This is a genomic window from Streptomyces sp. Y309, from assembly GCF_056712025.1.
In genome coordinates this window covers 8,083,542-8,106,477 of record NZ_CM160048.1, presented here as the reverse complement: position 1 = coordinate 8,106,477, position 22,936 = coordinate 8,083,542, and the positions used below count along the sequence as shown (strand labels likewise).

Genomic DNA, 22,936 nt, shown 5'->3' with positions numbered 1-22,936 from the left:
AGGTCACCACACCTCTCCTTGCTTGCGGAGCGCGCGGCGGTAGACCACCGCGAAGAGCGAAAGCAGCAGCAGGATGAGCACGCCCCAGGCCGCGGACCCGGCGAAGTCGCGCGGGCTGACCACGAACGAGAGCCGGTAGGCGTACGTCACCAGGATCTCGGTGGCGTCGCCCGGACCGCCCCGGGTGAGCAGGAAGATCACCGGGAACATGTTGAAGGTCCAGATGGCGCTGATCAGGATGACGGTGCTGCTCACCGAGCGCAGGCCCGGCAGCGTGATGTGGCGGAAGCGCTGCCAGGCGTTCGCGCCGTCCATCTCCGCGGCCTCGTACAGCTCGCCGGGGATGGACTGCAGGCCGCCGAGCATGGCGACCAGCATGAAGGGCACACCGAGCCAGACGTTGACGGCGATCACCGAGAGCTTCGCCCAGGTGGGGTCGTTGAGCCACGGGATCGCGTCGATGCCGCCGCCCGCGAGGATCTTGTTGAGGATGCCGCTCTTCTCGTTGAAGAGCAGCCGCCAGGTGAAGACCGAGACGAAGGCGGGCACCGCCCAGGGCAGGATGAGGGCCATCCGGTAGAAGGAGCGGCCCTTCAGCTTGCGGTTGAGCATGTTCGCCAGGGCGAGGCCGAGCACGAACGACAGGGCCACGCAGGAGACCGTCCACACCACGGTCCAGGTGAGCCGGTCCCAGAAGACACCGTCCTCGAGGATGGCCGTGTAGTTGTCCAGGCCGACCGACTCGTACGTCGCCGGGATGTGGTTGACGCCGATGGTGCGCTCGACGTTCGCCTCGTTGGCGTCCGTCGTCGACAGATACACGCCGCGCAGCAGCGGATAGCCGACGATCACGCCGATGACGGTCACCACGGGGGCGACCATGGCCCAGGCGTACCAGTGGGTGGTGAGCGCCCTGCGCAGGCGCCCCGGGTTCTTGCCGGTCCGCCGGCCGGGGCCGTGGACGCGCCCGGCGTCCACGGCCCCGGCCACGGAGTGGCCGCTGTCGACCGCCATGCCTACTTGTAGTCCTTCAGGAGCTTGCGGTAGGCGTCGCCGATGTTCTTGGCTCCGTCACCGGGCGACGTGCTGCCGTTCAGCACCTTCCCCATCTGCAGCCGGATCGGCTCGAAGAGGGAATTGGCCTCGGGGATCCAGGGGCGCTGCACCGACTTGTCGACGGCGGGCTTGAAGAACTGCACCATCTGGTTGTTCTTGACGGACGGCACCTCGTAGACGGAGGTGCGGGTGGGCAGCAGGCTCAGCTTCTCGGTGGTCTGCTGCTGCACCTTCGCGGAGCTCATGTACTTGATGAACTCGTAGGAGGCGTCGAGGTTCTTGGAACCGGCGTACGCGGCGAGGTTCCAGCCGCCCTGCGGCGAGGCCTGGCGTGCGCTGCCGCCGGGGACGGGCGCGACGCCGAGGTTGGCCTTGCCGGCGGCGCCCTTGAACTGCTTGCCCTGCAGGGCGCCCTCGATGGACCAGGGGCCGTCGAGCGCCATCGCGACGTCGCCGTCCTTGAAGGCGTTGAGCTGGTTGTTGTAGCCGTCGCTGGCGTCGGTGACGGCGGCCTTGGAGTCGACCAGGCCCTTCATCACCTTGAAGGCGGCGGCGCCTTCGGCGTCGTCGACGGTGATCTCCTTCTTCTTGGTGTCGAGGAGGTCACCGCCCTCTCCGTAGAGGTACGGCAGGTAGAAGTACGGGTCGTCGCCGCGCAAGTAGAGACCGGTCTTGCCGGACTTCGACTTGATCTTCTTCGCGGCGGACCCGACCTCGTCGAAGGTCTTGGGGACCGCGACGCCCGCGTCCTTGAGCATCTTCTTGTTGTAGAAGAGCGCGAGGGTGTCGATGGTCTGCGGCACCGCGTACGTCTTGCCCTTGAACTTGGTGCTCGCGGCGGCCTGCGGGAGGTAGTCGTCCGGCTTGTCGAGCGCGGGCGTGTTCTCCAGGGGCGCGAGGTAGCCGAGGTTGGCGAAGTCGGCCACCCAGGCGACCTCGGTGCGCATCACGTCGGGGGCGCCGGAGTTGCCGCCCGCGGCGTTCTTGAACTTGGCGTTGGCCTCGCCGAACGGCACGTTCACGTAGTCGACCTTGACGCCGGGGTGGAGCTTCTCGAAGCCCTCGGCCAGCTTCTGGTACGTGCCCTTCTCGGCGTCGTTCGAGGTGTCCCAGAAGGTGACGGTCCCGGAGAGCTTGCCTCCGCTCTTCTTCCCGCTGCCACCGTCGTCGCCGCCGCACGCTGCCGCTGTCATCGCCAGGGCTGCGACCAGTGCGGTGGCCGCTATGCCACGCCGCATGTGAACTCCTTCAACTGGTCCCGGAATGGCCCGGAATGAGGAGAGACGAAGAGGTGCCTCCTGCCGGCCGCAGTCGAGGCGGCGCCGGGTTGGCAGGAACGTAACAGGCTTGAAAACGTCCCGAAAGACCTTGCGAGAAATTTCTGCAAGAGCGTGGGATCGTTACCGCCGCGTGTCCTTGCGTGCCCCTGCGTGTCCATGAGGTTTCCGCCCGGGCCGCTCCTGGCCAGGGCGGAAGGGGCCTGCAAGGCTTGCGCAACAAGTGGGCAGAGATCCGCCCGGCCTGTACAGTCCCGTTCATGACCGCGCGGCTCGTCGACATCGCAGCCCAGGCGGGGGTCAGCGAAGCCACCGTCAGCCGGGTGCTCAACGGCAAGCCCGGCGTGGCCGCGGCCACCCGCGAAGCCGTCCTGGCCGCACTCGACGTGCTCGGCTACGAACGGCCCGTCCGGCTGCGCAGGAGCGGCCGCGCGGGCCTCGTCGGCCTGATCACGCCCGAGCTGGACAACCCGATCTTCCCCGCGCTCGCCCAGGTCGTCGGCCAGGCCCTGACCCGCCAGGGCTACACCCCGGTCCTCGCCACCCAGACCCCGGGCGGCTCCACGGAGGACGAGCTCACCGAGATGCTGGTGGACCGCGGTGTCGCCGGGATCATCTTCGTGTCCGGGCTGCACGCCGACACCACGGCGGACATGGAGCGCTACGAGGCGCTGCGCGCCAAGGGCGTCCCCTACGTCCTGGTCAACGGCTTCTCCCCCAAGGTCGACGCGCCCTTCGTCTCCACCGACGACCGCGCCGCGACCCAACTCGCCGTGCGGCACCTCGCCTCACTCGGCCACACCCGTATCGGCCTCGCGGTCGGCCCCCGGCGCTTCGTGCCAGTGGTCCGCAAGATCGAGGGCTTCCGGCTCGGCCTGCGCGAGCGGCTCGGCCTGTCCCCCGCCGAGGCCGACGAGCTGGTCCAGCACTCCCTCTACACCCTGGAGGGCGGGCAGGCCGCGGCCGCCGCACTGATCGCCAAGGGCTGCACCGGCATCGTCTGCGCCAGCGACATGATGGCGCTCGGCGCCGTCCGCGCCGCCCGCGAACAGGGCCTGGACGTGCCCCGCGACATCTCGGTGGTCGGCTTCGACGACTCCCCGCTCATCGCCTTCACCGACCCACCGCTCACCACGATCCGCCAGCCCGTCCAGGCCATGGGCCAGGCCACGGTGCGCACACTCCTGGAAGAGATCGGCGGCACCCCCGCACCGCACAGCGAGTTCGTGTTCCTGCCGGAGCTGGTGGTACGGGGGTCCACGGCGTCGGGGCGGCGCGGCGGGGCCGCGGGGGCCTGAGGCGGGGCTGCGGGGGTGTCCCGCACACTCCGGCAGCCCGTTACCCTACTTGCATGGACGCGCAAGGACAGTCGTGGGACGCGGAGGCCGCGGACCGTGCGGTGGCGGTGCTGAAGGCGGTGGCCGATCCCTCGCGGTACCGGCTTCTGTGGGCCCTCAGCCGGCAGGAGCTGCCCGTCAGCGCGCTCGCCGAGCTGCTCGGCGCGCATGTGGCCGCGACCTCGCAGCATCTGGCGAAGCTGCGGGCGGCCGGGCTCGTCGTCTCGCGCCGCGAGGGCACCCGGATCTACTACCGCGCGGCGAACGTGCGGGGCCTCCTGGACGAGGCGGCGCTGGTCGCACGCGCCGCCGACGGCACCGCGGCGCCCGACGCACCGGCGGAGCCCACGCCGGAGGCCGCGCGGCAGACCGCTCCCGCGCGTCGGCCGACGGCCCGGGCGGCCCGCCGGCGCCCGGCCACCGAGCACTGACCGACTGGGCGACCGGCCGTCCGGCCGACTTGGCGGCCAGTCGGCTAGGCGGCGCTGTCCAGCCGGTACTCCTGCCGGTCGGCGTCGTACGCGTACAGCTCCGCGTAGCGGCCCCAGTCGGTGGCCGTCTCCAGTTGGCGCTCCACCTGTTCGCTCGTGAAGTGGTGGGCGAGCAGGTCGCGGAAGAACCCGGCGCGGACTGCGGCGTCCGGCCGCTGCCGCAGGCTGTTGGTGATCAGCTTCACCAGCGGCACCTCGGTCGCGGCGCGGGCGAACAGGGGCTTGGACGTCTGTACGTCGGCTTCGGCGAACGCGGTGCCCGTCTCGGTGAGGACCAGGTCGTCGCCGCTGACGGCGGCGAAGCCGAGCAGGTCGAGCGCGTCGACCTGCGGGAGCATGTCGTCGACGTCCAGGCCGAGTTCGTCGGCGAGGTCGGCCAGGTCGCAGCGGCCGCCGCGGTGCGCGACCATCTCCGCGAGGCCGGAGAGTCCGTCGACGGTGGCGGCGGGCAGCGGGGTGCCCGCGACCGTGCGCTTCTCCAGGTCGGCGGGTTCGGTGCGGCTCGAGGGTGGGGTCTCCCCTGCTCGAACGGAGTTGAGAGCTTGGGGAAGGGTCTCCTTGGGGCGGCCGGTCATGATGCGGTACACGCGGTCGATGAGTTCCTGGAAGGCGGGCGCGTCGCGGTCGCGCGGCCGGTCGAGGCCGACCTCGACGGTCTCGCGGATGGTGCCGTAGGGGCGGGAGCCGAGGACGACGATGCGGTCGGCCATCAGGACCGCCTCCTCGATGTTGTGGGTCACCAACACGACGGCGCGCGTGGGGAATTGACCGGACTCCCACAGCTCCATCAGCTCGCCGCGCAGGTTCTCGGCGGTCAGGACGTCGAGCGCGGAGAACGGCTCGTCCATCATCAGCACGTCCGGCTCGACGACGAGGGCCCGCGCGAACCCGACGCGCTGCCGCATCCCGCCCGACAGCTCCTTCGGGTACGCGGACTCGAAGCCGTCGAGGCCGATCAGGTCGATGGCCTGCACGGCGGCGCGGGCCCGCTCCTCGGCGGGCACACCCCGTGCCTCCAGGCCGAGTTCGACGTTCTGCTGCACGGTCAGCCAGGGCAGCAGGGCGAAGGTCTGGAACACCATGGCTGTGCCGGGGTTGGCGCCGGTCAGCGGCTCGCCGCGGTAGCTGACGGTGCCGGAGCTCGCCGGGATGAGACCGGCCAGGCAGCGCAGCAGCGTGGACTTGCCGGAGCCGGACTTGCCGAGCAGCGCGACGACCTCCCCGGCACGGATCTTCAGGTCGATGCCGGCGAGCACGGGCAGTTCGCCGTCTGCGCCCGCGTAGGACTTGGTGAGGCCCACGGTTTCGAGCAGGACGTCACCGTCGGCGGCGCGCGGCGGGGCGGCCGCCGGGCCAGTAGGGGTGGTGGGGGTGCGCAGCTTGCGGAGGGCCTTGAGTGCCATGAGAGAGGCTCCAGTTCGCCGGAGGGAAAGGTAAGTCTGGGGGTGGGCCCGGGTGTCGGCCCGGTGCTGGGTCACAGCGCGTACCTGGTGTCCGCGAGGCGGTAGAGGCGCCGCCACAGCAGGCGGTTGAGCCCCACGACGTACAGGCTCATCACCGCGACGCCCGCGAGCAGGTGCGGGAAGTCGCCGTCGGCGGTGGCCTGCGCGATGTACGCGCCGAGGCCGGTCGCGGTCAGCGTGGTGCCGCCGAAGGTGACGACCTCGGAGACGATCGAGGCGTTCCAGGCACCACCGGACGCGGTGATGCCGCCGGTGACGTACGAAGGGAAGATCCCGGGCAGGATCAGCCGCTTCCAGCGCTGCCAACCCCGGACGCCCAGGTCGTCCATGGCCTCGCGCAGGTCCGTCGGGATCGACATGGCGCCGGCGATGGTGTTGAAGAGGATGTACCACTGCGCGCCGAGCGCCATCAGCAGGATGCCGCCCACGTTGATCGAGAGGCCGGTCCTGAGGAAGAACCAGACGGCGATCGGGAAGAGGAAGTTCGCCGGGAAGCTCGCGAGCACCTGCACGATCGGCTGCGCGACGCGGGTCAGCCGCGGCGAGAAACCGATGCGTACGCCGATGGGCACCCAGACGACGGTGGCGACGGCGACGAGCACGACGACGCGGACGAAGGTGACCAGGCCGAGGAGCAACGGCTCGCCGAACACCCCGATGCCGGTGCGGTCGTTCAGGTAGAAGCCTAGGTCGACCAGGCCCCACACGATGAGGCCGCCCGCGACGATCGCGAAGGTGATGTCGCCGGTGCGCCTGCGCCCCGGGTCGACCGTGAGCGGCCGGTCGTCGGTGCCGAACACCCGGGCGGCGCGGCCGAGCGCGCGGCCCACGGGACGCAGCAGCGTGCCGAGCAGGTGCGGCCAGTTGGAGCGGCGCAGGAAGTCGAGGACGACCGAGCGCTGGATCTCGCTCGCCTCGGACTGCTCGTTCTTGAACCGCTCCGCCCAGGCCGTCAGCGGGCGCCAGAACAGGAAGTTCACGCCGATGACCATGACGGCCATGGTGAGGATGGCCCAGCCGACCTTGCCGAGGTCGCCGTCGGTGACCGCGGCTCCGGCGTAGGAGCCGACGCCGGGCAGCGCGTAGTCCTTGTTGTTGACGCTGATCGCCTCGGACGCGACGAGGAAGAACCAGCCGCCGCCGAAGCTCATCATGCCGTTCCAGACCAGGCCGATCATCCCGGCCGGGACCTCGACCTGCCAGAACCGCATCCACTTGGTGAAGCGGAACGACCGTGACAGCTCGTCGAGTTCACGCGGCAGCGAGGTCAGCGAGTGGTAGAAGCCGAACGTCATGTTCCAGGCCTGCGAGGTGAAGATCGCGAAGATCGACGCGCATTCGAGGCCGAGCAGGGAGCCGGGGAACAGGGCGATGAACCCGGTCACGGCGACCGTGAGGAAGCCGAGCACGGGCACGGACTGGAGGATGTCCAGGGCCGGGATGAGGATCCGCTCGAGGCGGCGGCTCTTCGCTGCGGCATAGGCGTACGCGAAGGTGAAGACGATCGACGCGGCGAGGGCGGCGAACATCCGCAGGAGTGAGCGCGCGGCGTCGTACGGCAGCCGGGCCGGATCGGTGTCCACCTTGATGGACTGGTCGGTGGAGAAGCGGACGGTGGTGCCCTGGCCGACCCGCAGGACGAGGTAGAGCAGGACCAGGACGGCCGCGGCGACCACCACGTCCACCCAGGTCATCCGGGACAGGCGGCCGGCGAACCGGGAGGAGAGCGGGGCGCGCGGCGGGGCGCCGCCGGCCTTGAACGACATCACAAGAACCTCCGACCACACTCTGGGCACAGCGGTCCCCGGGCCGCTACCGCAAGGCGTGTACGGCAGCCGGGGTCACGAAGTGTCAGGTGTGCGCACGTGAACTGGCATGAGGAAGAGGCGGCCGGGGGCGCGCGGTGTGGCGCGCGGGCCGCGTCGCGCCGGTCCCGTGCCGTACGGCGGGGAGCGGCGGATCAGGTGCTGCCGGGGAGGCAGCGGCTGCTACTGGGAGGGTCCGCGCCCATGGCTGCCTCCTTCGTGAATGCCGGGGTCGTGCCTCCGGCTGCGCCGCCGGGGCCTGGTTCTGCCTCCGGAAGTGTGCGCCTCTTTGCGTGGATACGCAAATAAGGGCGCCGGGTGCCACGCAGACCCTTTGTTCTTACTTGCGTAGACGTGCAAGTATGGGTGCGTACCCGGCCAGGCCCCAGGAGGTGTCGCCATGCAGTCCCTGACCACGTTCGACTTCGCCCTGCGCCTGGCCACCGGCGTCGGCTGCGGCGCCCTCATCGGCGTCGAGCGGCAATGGCGCGCCCGCATGGCGGGCCTGCGCACCAACGCCCTGGTGGCCGCCGGGGCCACGCTGTTCGTCCTCTACAGCGAGGCGATGCACGACCCGACGAGCCCGACCCGGGTCGCCTCGTACGTCGTCTCCGGCGTCGGATTCCTCGGCGGCGGCGTCATCATGCGCGAGGGCGCGTCGATCCGCGGCCTCAACACGGCCGCCACGCTGTGGTGTTCGGCGGCGGTGGGCATCCTCGCAGCCTCCGGGCGACTGGCCCTCGCACTGCTCGGCGCCGTCACCGTCGTCGCCGTACACCTCGTACTGCGGCCCACCAGCCACCTCATCGACCGTGCACCGCAGGGTAACGCCGACACCACCACGCAGGTCACCTTCCACGTCACCTGCGACCGCCGGGACGAGGCCCACATCCGCGCGCTGCTCATCCAGTTGCTCAGCAGCACCGACCCGCGCCTCGCGGGACTGCGCATCCGGCGCGGCGAGGACGACGGCACGACCACGCTGGAGGCGTCGGTCGTCATCGACGGCGCCCCCGGCGCGGACATGGAGCAGCTCGTGACGCGTCTCTCCCTGGAGCCGGGCGTCCGCGACCTGCACTGGCACCTCACCGACCAGGACGACCAGGCACGGGCGGAGCGCGGAGCACTGGCCTGAGTCCGACCCTCGATTTTTGACATTCATTTTCATTAAGGTGAGGGTCATGACCAAGCGCGAGATACGCCTGGGCACGACCCAGGAGACCCTGCTGATCCCGCTGTACGGCCGCGCGGTCGAGAGCCGCAGGCCTCGCCCGGTCCTCAGCGACCCACGCGCCGCCGAGATCGTGGCGGAGATCGACTACGACTTCGCCCGCTTCGACGGCGGGCCGAGCCTGGTCGGCACGGTGCTGCGCGCGGCCCTGTTCGACCACTGGGTACGCGACTTCCTCGACGCCCACCCGGCGGGCACCGTCGTCGAGATCGGCACCGGCCTCAACACCCGTCACGAGCGGCTCGACAACGGCCGCGCGCACTGGTTCGAGTTCGACCTGCCGGACGTGGTCGAGCTGCGCCGCGCCTTCGTCGAGGACTCGGCCCGGCGCCTGACCCGCGTGGCGTCGGTCCTCGACGACGACTGGGCGCAGGAGGTCACGGGCGCCTTCGAGGGCCCGTACTTCCTGTCGGCGGAGGCCGTGCTCCCCTACCTGGCCGAGGACGACGCGCGCCGCGCGCTCGACCTGATGGCCAAGCGGTTCCCCGGGGCGCTGCTCGCGCTGGACACCACGGGGCCCGGCGTCGTCGGCACCCAGGACGAGCACGACGCGCTCAGCAAGGTGTCGGCCAGGATGCGGTGGAGCTGCGCGGACCCGGAGCAGATCGGCGACTGGCTGCCGGGGGCGCGCGTCCTCGCCTCGCACACCGTCACCACGCTGCCCGACCACCTGCGCCGCCTGCTCCCGGAGGACTACACGGCGATGCTCGACGGCCTCGTCCCGCAGCGCCTTCCGCAGGTGGAGGAGTACCGCATGAATCTGGTCCGCCTGCCGTGACGTCCACCGGGGTCCGGCCGGGGCTCACGCCCCGGTCAGCCTCCGCACGACCTCGCCGAGGCCCTCCTTCATGGACCGGACCTGGTCCTCGCTGAGGACGTCGATCAGGTGAGTGCGGACGACCTCGACGTGCCCGGGCGCCGCGCGCTCCAGGCGGGCGCGGCCCGCGTCGGTGAGGACGGCGTAGACGCCGCGCACGTCGCCGGCGCACGAGCGGCGACGCACCAGACCCGCCTTCTCCATCTGCGTGATCTGGTACGTCAGCCCGCTCTTGGTGGTCACCAGGGCGCCGGCGAGTTCGCTCATGCGCAGCTCGCCGTCCGCGGCGGCGGACAGCCGCACCAGCACCTCGTACTGGACATGGGACAGCCCCGACTCGGCCTTCAGCTGCTCCTCGACGCGCCGGTCGAGCAGCGCCCCCGCGGTGAGGAAGGCCTGCCAGAGGGCCATCTCGTCGTCGTTCAGCCACTTCGTGTCGCCCATGGGGGCAGCGTACGCCTGTTGTTCAAATTCAAACCATCGAGTACGGTCGCTCGTGTGCTTCAAATTTGAACCATGCCGCCTTTGAACCACGCCGCCAAGGAGGCGCCGACCATGACCACCGCAGCCCCGGAACGACCGGCATCGCGGATGCCCGCGCTCTTCATGAGCCACGGCGGCCCGACCCTCGCCGAGGACGCCGACTGGCCCGGGCAGCTCGCCCGGTGGGGCGCGGAGCTGCCGCGCCCGAAGGCGATCCTGATGGTCTCCGCCCACTGGGAGGAGGCCCCGCTCACACTCGGCGCGACCACCACCGTGCCGCTCGTCTACGACTTCTGGGGCTTCCCCGAGCACTACTACCGGATCCAGTACGCCGCGCCCGGCGCCCCCGGGCTCGCCGCACAGGTCCGGGGCCTGCTGCGCGCCCCAGGGATGCCGGTGCACGACCTGCCCGAGCGCGGCCTCGACCACGGCGCGTACGTCCCGCTGCGAGAGATGTACCCGGACGCGGACGTCCCGGTGCTCCAGATGTCCCTGCCGACGCTGGACCCGAAGAGGCTGATGGACATCGGCCGCAGGCTCGCTCCGCTGCGCGACGAGGGCGTGCTGATCGTCGGCAGCGGCTCCTTCACGCACAACCTGCGCGCCATCAATCCGCAGAACGAAGTCCCCTCCCCCATGGCCGAGTTCGACGACTGGGGGCGGCGGGCCCTGGCGGCCGGTGACGTCGACGCGCTGCTCGACTTCGCGCAGAAGGCCCCGGGCGCCCGGTACGCCCACCCCCGCGAGGAGCACTTCGTGCCGCTCGCGGTCACGCTCGGCGCGGCGGCGGACGACCTGGGCAGTCCGCGGAGCGTCATCGAGGGCACGTGGATGGCGTTGTCGAAGCGGTCGGTGCAGTTCGGCTGAGGGCCGAGCCCGACCGCTCCGGCGGAACGCTCTCCGGCCGAGCGCCCCCGGCCGCAGACACAGGCCCCCAGGCCTCAGGCGTGGTGGTACCAGCCCCGGTCGGTCCGCACCAGCTCCCGGAAGCCGAGCGCCGTGAGCCGCGCGATCGCCTCCGGGTCGTCGGCCGCTTCGTAGGCGAGCAGCCGGTCGGCACCGGCGAGGCGCAGCCACTCGGCGGCCTCGCCCAGGAGCCAGGCCTCCAGGTCGTCGACGCCGTGGCCGGGCTCGACGGCGAAGTTGCCGATGTCGGCCAACGAGCCGTTGCGGGCCTGGCGTTCGGGGCGCCCGAGCGCCGTGTCGACCTCGATGAAGCCGAGGTCGCGGCCGTCGGCGTGCGCGGTCAGCCGGGTGCCGCACTCGCCGAGGGTGCGGCGGACGGCGAGGCCCGGCCGTGGCGGCTCCGTGCGCCGCAGGTCGGGCACGGCCGCGATCAGGACGACCTCGGTGTCGCCGGTGTGCCGGAACCCGGCGCGCTCGTAGGCGGCGCGGACGTGCGGCCAGGCGCGCGGCAGGCCGTAGACGGCGGGGGCGGGCAGCGCGCCGTCGGCCGCGCGGGCGCGCACGTCCCAGCGGGCGAGCTGCGCCAGGCAGGCGCTCATGAGCAGGTCCGCGGCCGCGTCGGAGTCCGGCCAGAAGGACGCGGGCGGATGGCAGACGAACCAGTTGATCTCGCCCAGGTCGCGGTAGTCCGGGCCGACGTCGGCGCTTGCGCGGTAGCGCAGCAGATGTGCGGCGGCCACGACGAACGCGCGCTGCTCGGCGACGAGCGTGACGCGCTCGGCCACCCACGGGTCGGTGATGAACTCGTCGGGCTGGCGCGCCAATTGGCCGAGGACGGTGTTCACGGAGACGGAGACGCCGGGCACGACGGCGGCGACATGGCTGTTCACCAGCTCGGTGAGCTGATCGCGGTCGTCGCGGTGGAAGGGGCGTACCTTGAGCGCGGACATGCGTGGACCTCCCGGTCGGGCTTCGGGTGCTTCAGGAGGCCGCCATGCGATGCGGTACGCCGTAGATCATACGGCGAGCGCGGCGCGCGTGACAGGCGGGTGCGTCACGGGTGCCTGCCGGGACGCGTGTGTCACGGATGCCTGCCGGGCTCCACCGCGGTCACGTCGAACGTGTCGCCGCACACCTCGAAGTTCCCGGCCGGCGTCCGCAGTGCCCCGGTCGATCCCGGCGGATAGGCCTGCACCCGGTCGGCACGGGGCCAGCACGGCTTGTCCGTCACGCCCCGGGCCAGCGTGTGCAGACTGGCGAACGCGCTCTCCCCCGGGTCGAGTTGCACCGGCGGCAGCATGGTCCCCCCGCGCTGCGCGGGCCGGCCGACGCGGTCGCCGGAGGAGTCGAGCAGGGAGACACCCGGGTAGCCCCGCAGCACGCACGTCGTGGACCCGGTGTTGGTGAACACGAGCGGGGCATAGCGGTTGCCGGCTCCCGGGTCGATGCGGCCGAGGGACAGCGCGAGGCGGTCGGCGGTGCATCGGGACGGGGCGGCGGGCCGCTGTGCCGACGTCGGCGTCGGGGCGGACGCCGACGCCGGGGCGGGCTCCGGAGCCGGGGCCGTATCGACGGGTTCCGGCTTGCCGGCCGGGGGCACCGTGCGCGGGGGCTGGGTGCTCGCCGTGGCTGCCGTGTCCGTACCCCTTTCCGGAGGGGACGGAGGAGAACCCGCGTCGTCGTTCTGCCCGCCGCACGCGCCGAGCAGGAGCGCGCCCGCGGCAGCCAGGGCAATGGACGCAGCGCGCGGCCGTGCACCGCGCGGCGTCCAGGGGCGTTCGGGCATCATGTGCCTCCCTCGTCCGTCGAGAGCCGAGGCGTCGTCGCCGTCCACAGCCGCGTGCCCCGCACGCCCGCTCCCACACCTCAGGATGGCACCTCAGGGGCGTATCTCCCCCACCGCAAGGGGCACATCCGGCCGCCTACCGGAGTTCGCACGGCCCGTACAGGGCGCACTCCGCCCGCGTCTCCAGCGCCCAGTAGCGGTCGCCGTACGACCAGTGCCACCACTCCGTGGGGTAGTTGACGAGGCCCGCGGCGGTGAGCGCGGCGCCCAGGACCTTGCGGTTCATGCGGGCCTCGGCGCTGATGCCGGGCGCGCCCGTGTAGCAGGCGCCCGCGCTCTCCTCGGGGCTCGCGTCGATGGCGGTGCCCAGGTCGCACTCCGTGCCGTCGGCCTCCGCGAGGGTCAGGTCCACCGCGGCGCCCGCGCTGTGCGGGGCTATCTCCGGCGGGGAGACGAAGCGGCTGGCTGCGGCGTGGATCCGGGCGGGCGTCCAGGACGGGTTCTCGGCGCCGAGCCCGGCGGCGTACCGCTCGAAGTAGTGGCGCTGGAGGGACAGTGGGCGGTATCCCTCGACGAAGAGCAGCCGCAGGCCCTGCGGCAGCAACTCCTGTGCCCGCAGGAGGCGTTGGAGTACGCCCTCACGCAGGTGCGCGTACGCGTCCGCCGGGTCCTTCGCCCGGGCGTCGACGAGCAGGGTGTCCGCGGCGCGCACGTCCACCAGCGGTTCGCCGCAGTCGCGTACGGGCACGGCGGCGACCTTCGGGTCCGACATCAGGGTGATCTCAGTCATGCGGAGATCATGCCGCGCCCGACTGCCAGGAGCCTTCGGACGCATGTGCGGGGTCAGCCTCCGGTCGTGGAGCCCGGCCTGACGATCATCAGGATGGTGACGGTCGCCCACAGGACGTTGAAGGTGCCCGTGAACATGGCCAGTTGGGCGCCGGCCCGCGCGTCGAGCTTCACGGTGCCCTGCGCGGCGGCGGCTTCCTCGGTCCCCCCTGTCTCCCCGCCCACGGCGCCCGGGGCTGCCGCCACCACCTCCAGGGCCGACTCCTGCCGGGGCAGCACGAGGACGATCAGGATCACCGCCGCGAGGAACGTCAGCGCGATCGACGTGATCAGCCAGGCGCTGTCTAGCACGCCCATGCTGCTCGCGGTCGCGAAGCCGAAGATCACCACCGCGATGCCGACGCCCGCGTAGACGCGGCAGATGCGGTGCAGCGTACGCAGTGTCGTGACGGGCGCCGCCTCGCCGGGACCGGCGAGGGCGCTGCGCAGCACCGGCGGGAACATGCTGGCCGCGACGGCGACCGGGCCGACGGCCATGATGGCCGCGAGGACGTGCAGGATCAGGAACAGCTTCGTCATGAGAGGGCTTTCGGGTCGGGCGTTCGGGGCGGGCTTCGGCGGCGGGAGCGCGGTCGGGCCAGGCCAGATCAAGTCCGGCCGGGTCAAAGTCAGTTCGGGTCAGGCCAGGCCGGGTCGGGTCAGGGCGGGTCGGGTCAGATCGGTGCGGGTTCCGTCCCGGTGGCGCTCCACACCACCCCGCGCCGCTCGTGCGCGAACACCTCCTCGACGGCGTGCGCGACGCGCGGCCCGAACTCCCGCTCCAGGAGGTGCAGTCCGAGGTCGACCCCCGAGGTCACCCCGGCGCCGGTGACCAGGTCGCCGTCGTCGACGACGCGGGCCCGCACGACGGACACCCCGAGGCCCCACAGAGCGTCCAGCGCCTCGTGGTGACCGGTGGCGTGCCTGCCCTTGAGCAGCCCGGACAGCGCCAGGACCAGGGAGCCGCCGCACACGGACGTCATGGTCGAGCCGGGGTGCGCCATGGCCTCCGCCAGGAGCGCGGGCAGCGCGGTGCGCTGGGTGCGGGCGAGGCGGGAGGGGATGCTGTCGTCCTCGGGGTCGCGCTGCTCGGTGGGCCCCGCCGCGCCCGGCACCAGGATCAGGCCCGCGCGCCCCGGGTCAAGGCGTGCCGTGGCCCTGAGGGTCACGAGCTCCAGGCCGCTCGGCACGTCCCGGGCGCCTTCCGCCGAGACCAGCTCGACGGTGATGCCGCCGTCCGTCGCGATGCCTCCGGCGTACAGGACCTCCAGCGGACCGAGGACGTCGAGGGGGTCGAAGCCGTCGAAGAGAACTACCTGAGCGTGCATGCGGGGTTCCGTTTCCTGGTGGTGGCCGTGGCGGCCGAGGTGGCCCTGGCGGCGCAGGGCTCCGGTCCGCTTTCCCGGCGCCGAGGCTAGCCAGCGCGATCACGACCCGGACAGTGGCTGCAATGACAGCTTTCAACGGAAAATCGCCACGCTGTCGTACGAGGCCGTCGGCTCCGGAAGCCGCCTGGTCCCGGAGGCGGGCGGCGCTCAGGGCACGTACAGCGCACTTGGCGGGATGACGGCGGTGACGTACGTTGCCGCCATGCACACCGTGGCCGTCCTGGCGCTCGACGACGTCATCCCGTCCGACCTGGCGATGCCCCTGGACGTGTTCAACAGGACCCGGCTGCCCGGTGAGCGGCCGGGCTACCGGGTGCGGGTGTGCGCGGCCGAGCCCGAGGTCGACGCGGGCACGTTCGCGCTGCGGGCGCACCACGACCTGAGCGGTCTCGTGGACGCGGACACGATCATCGTGCCGGGCACCCACGACCCGTCCGCGCCGGTGCCGGAGAAGACCCTGGCCGCGCTGCGCGAGGCCGCCGCCTCCGGTACCCGCATCGCCTCCATCTGCGTGGGCACCTTCGTCCTCGCGCAGGCCGGGCTGCTCACGGGCCTGCGCGCCACCACGCACTGGTTCGCGACGGACCACCTGGCGGCGGCCTACCCGGACATCGACGTCGACCCGGACGTGCTCTACGTCGACAACGGCCAGATCCTCACGTCCGCGGGCGCCGCCGCCGGCATGGACCTGAGCCTGCACATGATCCGGCGCGACTACGGCTCGGCGGTCGCCGCCGACGCCGCGCGGCTCTCGGTGATGCCGCTCGAACGGGAGGGCGGGCAGGCCCAGTTCATCGTCAACCAGCCCCCGGCGCACCCGCGCGGCCGTGCGCTCGAACCGCTCCTTCGCTGGCTGGAGGAGAACGCGGCGCGCGAGCTCACCCTCGACGACATCGCCGCGCACGCGGGCCTGAGCAGCCGCACCCTGCTGCGCCGGTTCCGCGAGCAGACCGGCACGACACCGCTGCAGTGGCTGCACCGCGCGCGGGTCCGCCAGGCCCAGCACCTCCTGGAGACCACCGAGCACCCGGTGGAGCGCATCGCCGCGCAGGTCGGCTTCGGCTCGCCGACGGCGTTCCGGGACCGCTTCAAGCGGGTCGCGGGGGTCAGCCCGCAGGCGTACCGGCGGGCGTTCAGCAGCGCACCCAGGTGACGGCCGCCGCCGCTGTTACCCCTCGGCCCGCTTGCGCGCCACCACGAGCCGCCAGTGCGGGGAGCCGTCGTCCCGGCGGCCGAACTCCTCCAGCGGCCGCAACTCCACGTCGAACCCGGCCCGCTCCAGGTCGTCCCGCACCGCGGCCAGGGCGAACGTGCGGTAGTACATGACGAAGCGCGGCCGCCACAGCAGGTTGCGCGCCCGCATCGCCCCGTCGAAGCCGAGCATGGCCCAGTACCATGGTGACGTGAGTGGCTGTGGTGCGCCGATGGGAAAGGCGAACAGGCCGCCGGGGCGCAGCGCCCGGTGCACCTGGCCGAACAGGCCGGGCCGCTCGGCGGGCAGGAAGTGTCCGAACGCCCCGAAGCTCACGGCCACGTCGAAGCCCTCGGCGAAGGGCAGCGCGCGGGCGTCGGCCCGCACCCAGTGGATCACCGGCCCCGTGCCCCCGGACCCGTCGCCCGGGGTCACCGCGGCGCGCGCCTCGGCCAGCATCCCGGCGCTGAAGTCGACGCCGGTCACATGCTCCCGGCACATCGGCCGCAGGACGTCCACGCCCGCGCCGGTGCCGCAGCACACGTCGAGACCCGCCGCGAACGGGCCAAGTGGACGCAGGGCCTCGGCACACGCGTCGAGGATGCGCTCGGGCGTACGGAAGGGCGTGTGGTCGAACTTGGGAGCCAGCAGGTCGTAGCCGTGCTCGGTGGAGGACAGCGCTTGCACGGCCAGTTCGCGGAGCGAGGGGCCCTGGGAGGTGAACACCGGCACAGCCTAATGAGTCCCTGTGGCCAGGGTGGCCAGGAAGCGCCTCGCGGACTTCCGGGCCCATGAGGCGTCGGGTACAGCTTCAGCTGCCACACACCCGAACCCATTTCACGGAGGTATGCCCATGTGCGCACGCAGCCGTCCCGACACACCTGACCCCGAGGCGGACTCCATCGCGGGCAAGACGCGGTTCGACGACATCTACGACCTGCCCGACCCGCGGCCGTACTTCCGCCGCCTCGCCCCGTACGAGTACGAGATCCCGCACCACGCCCAGGGCGTCTTCCGCCGGACGCTCGCGGCACGGCGCGAGAGCGCTCCGCCAGGACCGGACGGCGGTGACGGTTTCACGGTGCTCGACCTGTGCTGCTCGTACGGCATCAACGCCGCCCTGCTCAACCACGATCTAACGCTCGCCGACCTGTACGCGCACTACGCCGGGGACGCGACGACGGAGCTCACCACGAGTGAACTAGTCGACCTGGACAAGGAGTTCTACGCCGCGCGCCGCCGCCCGGACGCGGTGCGCATGGTCGGCGTGGACACCGCCGCCAACGCCACCGCCTACGCCCTGGCCGTCGGCCTGCTCGACGAGGCGTACGCGGAGAACCTGGAACGCGTACCGCCCAGCCACGGCCTCGCCCGTGCCCTGTCCGGCGTCGGCCTGATCACCGTCACCGGCGGCATCGGCTACGTCACGCACCGCACCTTCGACGCCCTGCTCGGCTGCGTCCGACTCCCCCTGTGGGTCAGTGCGTTCGTCCTGCGCACCGTCCCCTACGACCGCATCGCCCAGAGCCTCGCCGCGCACGACCTGGACACCGGGTTCGACCCCGCGCACACCTATCCGCAGCGCCTGTTCACCAGCCCCGACGAGCAGCGCGACGTCGTCGAGCGGGTGCGCGCGCTGGGTCTCGACCCCGCCGGCCTCGAAGCCGCGGGCCGCTACCACACGCGCCTGTACGAGTCCCGGCCGCGCCCCGTCCGGCCCGCCCCCTGACCCGCTTCCTGACCCGCTCCCAGGGGCTCGCCCCGCCCCGCGCCCGGGCGTATCGTTGATGGACGGGCGACTCGGAGCGACAGGGGGTCGTCATGGTGGAGGAGCTCCTTGCGGCGGGCGTGGCGACGCTCTCCGCGGGTCTGGTGTACGTGGCGTCGGCTGCCCGCGTCGTCAAGCAGTACGAACGCGGTGTCGTCTTCCGGCTCGGCCGTCTCTCCGGTGCCGCGCGCCAGCCCGGGTTCACCATGATCGTGCCGGTCGTGGACCGGATGCGTAAGGTCAACATGCAGATCGTGACGCTGCCGGTGCCCGCGCAGGAGGGCATCACGCGGGACAACGTCACGGTGCGCGTCGACGCCGTCGTGTACTTCAAGGTCGTCAACGCGCCCGACGCGGTCATCCAGGTCGAGGACTACCGCTTCGCGGTCTCGCAGATGGCGCAGACCTCGCTGCGGTCCATCATCGGCAAGAGCGACCTGGACGATCTGCTCTCCAACCGCGAGAAGCTCAACCAGGGCCTGGAGCTGATGATCGACAGCCCGGCCATCGGCTGGGGCGTGCAGATCGACCGCGTCGAGATCAAGGACGTGTCGCTGCCGGAGACCATGAAGCGGTCGATGGCACGGCAGGCCGAGGCCGACCGGGAGCGGCGCGCCCGCGTCATCAACGCCGACGCCGAACTCCAGGCGTCCAAGAAGCTCTCCGAGGCCGCCAAGGAGATGTCCCAGCAGCCCGCCGCCCTCCAACTGCGGCTCCTGCAGACCGTCGTGGCCGTCGCCGCCGAGAAGAACTCCACGCTCGTCCTGCCCTTCCCCGTCGAGCTGCTGCGCTTCCTCGAACGGGCCGCGAACCAGCAGCCGCAGCTCACGACGACGCCCCCGGCCGACGCCCCGCAGGGTGAAACCGCTGCGCAGTCCGACGCCACGGCACCCGAGGCCACGGCACCCGACGCCCAGGCACAGGACAGCACCGCACCCGGCACCTGACCTCACGGTCGACTTCTGTCACGCCCATTGAGTCTCTCGACGCGTACATGCTAGAAAGCGCTTACCGCGCCTCGGTCGCCCTCGCCACGGCACGTGCCCCCGCTCCTCCCCCTGCCCATGGAGCCCCGCATGCCCACTCCCTGGCCCCGCCGCGCCTTCCTCCTGACGACCGGCACCTCGGCGTTCACGCTCGCCGCACCCGGCACCCTGCCCGCCACCGCGCGCGACACCGCTGCACCGGACTCCTCCGCACCGGACCCCGCCGCCGACGCCGACGCGTACGCCGCGCTGCGCGCCAAGTGGCGCACCCTCGTCCTGGGTGAGGGGTTCAGCCCGACCGCCGAGCCGTTCAAGAGCCGGCTCGTCGAACTCGGCGCCACGGCCGGGAAGTTCAGGGCCTCCATGTCCCCGGCGACCGGCTCGCTGTGGCCCGACGCCTCGTACGCGGACCCCGAACCGGACACCGACCAGGAGTCGTACGGCTACTCCGCGAACATCGTCACCAGCTACACGCGCCTCGCCACCATGGCGCAGGCCTACAGCCAGCAGGGCACCGGCCTGACCGGCGACGCCGCGCTCAAGGCCGCCGTCCTGACCGGCCTGGACCACCTCTACGCGCAGGTCTACAACGAGCGGCAGACGCGCTTCGGCAACTGGTGGAGCTGGCAGATCGGCGCCCCGCAGGCGCTGCTCGACGTCTGTGTGCTGATGTACGACGCGCTGTCCGCCGACCGGATCTCCCGCTACTGCGCGGCCGTCGACCACTTCGTGCCGGACTCGGCGGTCGACCGGTACACCGGCACCAGCACCGGCGCCAACCGCGTCGACCTGTGCCGGGTGCTGGCGCTGCGCGGCGTCGTCGGCGCGAACGCGGCGAAGATCGCGCTGGCCCGGGACGCCCTGTCGCCCGTCTTCCCGTACGTGACCAGCGGCGACGGCCTGTACACCGACGGCTCGTTCATCCAGCACACCACCGTGCCGTACACGGGCTCGTACGGGTCGGTGCTGCTCGGCGGGCTCGGCCTGCTGTTCGCGCTGCTCGACGGGTCGCAGTGGGAGGTGACGGACGGCGGGAAGCAGATCATCTTCGACGCCGTCGAGAAGGCCTGGGCGCCGTTCCTCTACAACGGCCTGATCATGGACTGCGTCGCCGGGCGCGCCATCAGCCGCGGTGTCGCCGCCTCCGACGCCAAGAGGATCCAGGCCGACGACCATCTGCGCGGCCATCCGATCCTGGCGTCGATCGCGCTGCTCGGCCAGGGCGCGTCCGCGGCCGAGAACGCCCGCTGGCGCGGCCTGGTGAAGGGCTGGACGCGCCGCGACTACTACAGCCCGCCACTGAAGGACCCGCAGCTCGGCCTGGCGCAGCTGGCCCGGCTCAAGGCCGTCGAGGACGACGCCGCCGTCACGCCCGTGCCGGAGCCGACCGGCCACCGCCTGTTCACCAACATGGCGCGCGCCACGCACCGCCGCCCCGGCTGGGCCGCGTCGATCAGCATGGCCGACTCCCGCATCACGTACTACGAGACCGGCAACGGCGAGAATCTGCGCGGCTGGCACACCGGCTCGGGCCTGCTCGCCTGGTGGGGCGACAGCTACGCCAACGGGCAGTACAGCGACGCCTTCTGGCCCACCGTCGACCCCTACCGGCTGCCCGGCATCACCGCGTCCCGCAAGGTCCTCGCGGACGGGGCGGGCGGCGACTGGGGCGCGGCGCGGCCGGACGTGAGCTGGGTGGGCGGGACGAGCGACGGTCAACGGGCCGTCCTTGGGCAGCACTTGAAGGGGCTGCAGAGCACGCTGTCGGCGCGCAAGGCGTGGTTCTGCCTGGACGACGCGATCGTGTGCCTGGGCGCGGGCATCACCTGCGCGGACGGGACGCCCGTGGAGACGACCGTCGAGAACCGCAACCTGGGCCCGGACGGACGCGCCCCGTTCCAGGCCGACGGCGTCACCAAGCCCACCACCACGCCCTGGTCCCAGCGGCTCACCGGCGCCAAGTGGGCGCACATCGGCGGCCACGGCGGCTATGTCTTCCCGGGCGGAGCCACCGTCGACGCGCGGCGCGAGCAGCGCACCGGCAAGTGGAGCGACATCAACAAGGGCGGCGCCACGACCCCGCTGACCCGCACCTATCTCACGCTGTACGTGGACCACGGCACCGACCCCACGGACGCGACGTACGCGTACATGCTGCTGCCCGGCGCGAGCGCGGCCCGCACCGCCGAGCGCGCGGCGGCCACCGGCTGGCTGCGGGTCCTCGCCAACTCCGGTGCGCGGCAGGGCATCAGCGTGCCCTCCCTCGGCTTCACCGGCGTGACTTTCTGGACGGGCGGTACGGCCGGTGCGCTCACCGCGAGTGCCGCCTGCGCCGTCCTGATCGGCGAGCGGTCCGACGGGACGGCGGTGGTGTGCGTCAGCGACCCGACGCGCGCGGCGGGCCCGGGCCTCACCGTCACCTGGAACCGGCCGGTCGCCGCGGTCACCGCCAAGCCCGCCACCGTCACGTCGGCCACGACGGGCGCGTCCCTGAAACTCACGTTCGGCGACCTCGGCCCCACGAGGGGCGCGACCCAAAGAGTTGTTGTGCGGCTCGCGTGAACACCCTGCGACACGCGTGAACACCCTGCGGCCCGGCCGGTCAGGGCGCACCCGCGCCGCTAAGGTGCCGCCCATGTCGATCTCGCGCGTCCTCACCTGGCAGGTCACGGAGAGCACCGGATACGAGACGGCCTGGGCCGAGCTCGACGGCGACGCGCTGCGGGCCCACGGCCGCGCCGTCGGCACGGCCCCCGATCCCTATTGGATCTCGTACGAACTCGACACCGGCGCCGACTTCGTGACGCGCGCGCTGCGCGTCACCGCCGAGGACGCGGGCGGCGTACGGGAGTTGGAGCTGGTGCGCGACGACGCGGGGCGGTGGAGCGCGGACGGCTCGGCGCTGCCCGAGCTCGACGGCGCGCTGGACTGCGACCTGGGGCTATGTCCGCTGACCAACACCATGCCGGTGCTGCGGCACGGCCTGCACCGGTCCGCGGCGGACGGCGAGCGGCGGTTCCTGATGGCCTGGGTGTCGGTGCCGGACCTGACGGTGCACGCCTCCCGGCAGCGGTACGCGCCGCTCCAGCGCACGGTGCACGGCGCGCGGGTCCGCTTCACGTCCGGCGACTTCCAGCGGGACGTGACGTTCGACGGGGACGGCTTCGTCGTCGACTATCCGGGGCTCGCGCACCGCCTGGCGCGCTGAGGGCCCACACTGCCGGGGTGTGTTCGGCCAACCGGGTGAGGCACGCGCGGACTACTTCACCGCCGGACGGCGTGGTGTGCTGTCGCCGTCGGTGTCGTGCGGGTGCGCGGGGGCGGACTTCCTGCGCAGGGTGCCCGGCGCGGGGTGGGCGCCGCGGAACCGCAGCCGTCGGGCCGCGCCCTCGCCCCGGGCCTTCTCCGAGCGCTCCGCGACCCTGGGTTCGCCGCGCCGCCTGCGCCGCAGCGCGCCCGCGAAACGCGTACGGGGCTGCCAGTCGAGGCCGCTCGGCAGCCCCCAGCCGCGCTTGTACGCGGTGAGCCGCAGGGCGAGAGCCGCGGCGACGCCGAGCACGATGCCGAGGGTGGGCTGCTCGGCGTAGCTGCACACGACGGTGATCGCGGCGGCGACCACCGCCACGGACGCGTACAGCGCGTTGCCGCCGAGCACCGCGGGGACGCGGCGCAGCATCATGTCGCGCAGCGCCCCGCCGCCGACGGCCGTGGTGGTGCCGAGCAGCAGCGCGGGCAGCCAGCCGAGCCCCGCCGCGAGGGTCTTCTGCGCCCCGGCGACCGCCCAGAAGCCGATGACCGCGGCGTCCAGGGCGGTGAACAGCCGGTCCCAGGCGTCCTGGCCGATGCTGATCACGAAGGCGATGAACGCGCCGGCGAGCGCGGTCGGCAGATAGAAGACGTCGGTGAGCGCCACCGGCGTCCCGTGCTGGAGCAGCGTGTCGCGGATGAGGCCGCCGCCGAGCCCGGACACCACGCCGACCGCGACGAAGCCGAACAGGTCGAGGCGTTCGGTGCGGGCGATGGCGCCGCCCTGCAGCGCGGCGGCGAAGACCCCGGCGAGATCGAGCCCGCGCGTGGCCAGGGCCACGCCGTGCGGCGTCAGCAGCTCGGCCATCACCGCCC

22 protein-coding genes are annotated in these 22,936 nt (G+C 72.3%); 10 read left to right on the top strand and 12 right to left on the bottom strand.

Translation table 11 applies throughout. From position 1 onward, the window contains the following. Positions 1–3: 3 nt before the first annotated feature. Both AC0KTA_RS33930 and AC0KTA_RS33925 read right to left on the bottom strand, forming a co-directional pair. The gene (locus tag AC0KTA_RS33930) at positions 4–1,014 is read right to left on the bottom strand and encodes a carbohydrate ABC transporter permease (protein ID WP_481052016.1); all 1,011 of its coding nucleotides are present in this window, start codon (positions 1,012–1,014) and stop codon (positions 4–6) included. A 2-nt stretch (positions 1,015–1,016) separates the two neighbouring features. Beyond that, a complete protein-coding gene (locus tag AC0KTA_RS33925) occupies positions 1,017–2,294 on the bottom strand; it encodes an extracellular solute-binding protein (RefSeq protein ID WP_481052015.1) in 1,278 nt (425 codons plus the stop codon). A gap of 299 nt (positions 2,295–2,593) precedes the next feature. Here AC0KTA_RS33925 and AC0KTA_RS33920 point away from each other — a divergent pair, with 299 nt between their 5' ends. Next, positions 2,594–3,631 carry a LacI family DNA-binding transcriptional regulator gene (locus AC0KTA_RS33920; RefSeq protein ID WP_481052014.1) on the top strand — a complete coding sequence of 346 codons (1,038 nt, stop codon included), beginning with the start codon at positions 2,594–2,596 and terminating at the stop codon, positions 3,629–3,631. 53 nt (positions 3,632–3,684) lie between these two features. Continuing rightward, positions 3,685–4,101: an ArsR/SmtB family transcription factor gene (locus tag AC0KTA_RS33915; RefSeq protein ID WP_481052013.1), complete on the top strand. Its 417-nt coding sequence runs from the start codon at positions 3,685–3,687 to the stop codon at positions 4,099–4,101. A gap of 44 nt (positions 4,102–4,145) precedes the next feature. Here AC0KTA_RS33915 and AC0KTA_RS33910 read toward each other — a convergent pair whose 3' ends face one another. Both AC0KTA_RS33910 and AC0KTA_RS33905 read right to left on the bottom strand, forming a co-directional pair. Beyond that, on the bottom strand, positions 4,146–5,564 hold the full coding sequence (locus AC0KTA_RS33910) for an ABC transporter ATP-binding protein (protein ID WP_481052012.1): 1,419 nt from the start codon (positions 5,562–5,564) through the stop codon (positions 4,146–4,148). 71 nt (positions 5,565–5,635) lie between these two features. Then, positions 5,636–7,390 carry an ABC transporter permease gene (locus tag AC0KTA_RS33905; RefSeq protein ID WP_481052011.1) on the bottom strand — a complete coding sequence of 585 codons (1,755 nt, stop codon included), beginning with the start codon at positions 7,388–7,390 and terminating at the stop codon, positions 5,636–5,638. Positions 7,391–7,829: 439 nt separating this feature from the next. Here AC0KTA_RS33905 and AC0KTA_RS33900 point away from each other — a divergent pair, with 439 nt between their 5' ends. Together AC0KTA_RS33900 and AC0KTA_RS33895 are read left to right on the top strand one after the other, a co-directional pair. Next, positions 7,830–8,564 (top strand): MgtC/SapB family protein, encoded by a 735-nt coding sequence (locus AC0KTA_RS33900; protein ID WP_481052010.1) that lies wholly within the window; start codon positions 7,830–7,832, stop codon positions 8,562–8,564. A gap of 46 nt (positions 8,565–8,610) precedes the next feature. Further along, positions 8,611–9,438, top strand: coding sequence for a class I SAM-dependent methyltransferase (locus AC0KTA_RS33895; RefSeq protein ID WP_481052009.1), 828 nt, complete (start codon positions 8,611–8,613; stop codon positions 9,436–9,438). 24 nt (positions 9,439–9,462) lie between these two features. Here AC0KTA_RS33895 and AC0KTA_RS33890 read toward each other — a convergent pair whose 3' ends face one another. Next, a complete protein-coding gene (locus tag AC0KTA_RS33890) occupies positions 9,463–9,921 on the bottom strand; it encodes a MarR family winged helix-turn-helix transcriptional regulator (RefSeq protein ID WP_481052008.1) in 459 nt (152 codons plus the stop codon). 111 nt (positions 9,922–10,032) lie between these two features. Between AC0KTA_RS33890 and AC0KTA_RS33885 the strand changes: the two genes are divergently transcribed. Next, positions 10,033–10,827 (top strand): dioxygenase family protein, encoded by a 795-nt coding sequence (locus AC0KTA_RS33885; protein ID WP_481052007.1) that lies wholly within the window; start codon positions 10,033–10,035, stop codon positions 10,825–10,827. A gap of 74 nt (positions 10,828–10,901) precedes the next feature. On the opposite strand, the gene AC0KTA_RS33880 is transcribed toward AC0KTA_RS33885, so the two are convergent. The 5 genes from AC0KTA_RS33880 to AC0KTA_RS33860 form a co-directional block, all read right to left on the bottom strand. Continuing rightward, positions 10,902–11,816, bottom strand: a complete 915-nt coding sequence (locus tag AC0KTA_RS33880; RefSeq protein WP_481052006.1) for an N-acetyltransferase — start codon at positions 11,814–11,816, stop codon at positions 10,902–10,904. A gap of 131 nt (positions 11,817–11,947) precedes the next feature. Beyond that, positions 11,948–12,652: a DUF4232 domain-containing protein gene (locus tag AC0KTA_RS33875; RefSeq protein ID WP_481052005.1), complete on the bottom strand. Its 705-nt coding sequence runs from the start codon at positions 12,650–12,652 to the stop codon at positions 11,948–11,950. Between the two features lie 136 nt (positions 12,653–12,788). Then, a complete protein-coding gene (locus AC0KTA_RS33870; protein ID WP_481052004.1) occupies positions 12,789–13,442 on the bottom strand; it encodes a M15 family metallopeptidase in 654 nt (217 codons plus the stop codon). Positions 13,443–13,495: 53 nt separating this feature from the next. Then, positions 13,496–14,020, bottom strand: a complete 525-nt coding sequence (locus tag AC0KTA_RS33865) for a hypothetical protein (RefSeq protein ID WP_481052003.1) — start codon at positions 14,018–14,020, stop codon at positions 13,496–13,498. Between the two features lie 134 nt (positions 14,021–14,154). Then, the gene (locus tag AC0KTA_RS33860) at positions 14,155–14,808 is read right to left on the bottom strand and encodes a DJ-1/PfpI family protein (RefSeq protein WP_481052002.1); all 654 of its coding nucleotides are present in this window, start codon (positions 14,806–14,808) and stop codon (positions 14,155–14,157) included. A gap of 262 nt (positions 14,809–15,070) precedes the next feature. Between AC0KTA_RS33860 and AC0KTA_RS33855 the strand changes: the two genes are divergently transcribed. Further along, positions 15,071–16,021, top strand: a complete 951-nt coding sequence (locus AC0KTA_RS33855) for a GlxA family transcriptional regulator (RefSeq protein ID WP_481052001.1) — start codon at positions 15,071–15,073, stop codon at positions 16,019–16,021. A 15-nt stretch (positions 16,022–16,036) separates the two neighbouring features. Here AC0KTA_RS33855 and AC0KTA_RS33850 read toward each other — a convergent pair whose 3' ends face one another. Next, positions 16,037–16,786 carry a class I SAM-dependent methyltransferase gene (locus AC0KTA_RS33850; protein ID WP_481052000.1) on the bottom strand — a complete coding sequence of 250 codons (750 nt, stop codon included), beginning with the start codon at positions 16,784–16,786 and terminating at the stop codon, positions 16,037–16,039. A 127-nt stretch (positions 16,787–16,913) separates the two neighbouring features. Here AC0KTA_RS33850 and AC0KTA_RS33845 point away from each other — a divergent pair, with 127 nt between their 5' ends. From AC0KTA_RS33845 to AC0KTA_RS33830, 4 genes are all read left to right on the top strand, one after another. Next, positions 16,914–17,789 (top strand): hypothetical protein, encoded by an 876-nt coding sequence (locus AC0KTA_RS33845; protein WP_481051999.1) that lies wholly within the window; start codon positions 16,914–16,916, stop codon positions 17,787–17,789. A 92-nt stretch (positions 17,790–17,881) separates the two neighbouring features. Then, entirely contained in the window at positions 17,882–18,775 is an 894-nt protein-coding gene (locus AC0KTA_RS33840; RefSeq protein WP_481051998.1) for a slipin family protein, read from the top strand. 129 nt (positions 18,776–18,904) lie between these two features. Beyond that, positions 18,905–21,376, top strand: coding sequence for a polysaccharide lyase 8 family protein (locus AC0KTA_RS33835; protein ID WP_481051997.1), 2,472 nt, complete (start codon positions 18,905–18,907; stop codon positions 21,374–21,376). 73 nt (positions 21,377–21,449) lie between these two features. Continuing rightward, positions 21,450–22,022: a putative glycolipid-binding domain-containing protein gene (locus AC0KTA_RS33830; protein WP_481051996.1), complete on the top strand. Its 573-nt coding sequence runs from the start codon at positions 21,450–21,452 to the stop codon at positions 22,020–22,022. A gap of 51 nt (positions 22,023–22,073) precedes the next feature. On the opposite strand, the gene AC0KTA_RS33825 is transcribed toward AC0KTA_RS33830, so the two are convergent. Continuing rightward, on the bottom strand, positions 22,074–22,928 hold the full coding sequence (locus AC0KTA_RS33825) for a trimeric intracellular cation channel family protein (protein WP_481051995.1): 855 nt from the start codon (positions 22,926–22,928) through the stop codon (positions 22,074–22,076). Positions 22,929–22,936: the final 8 nt, after the last annotated feature.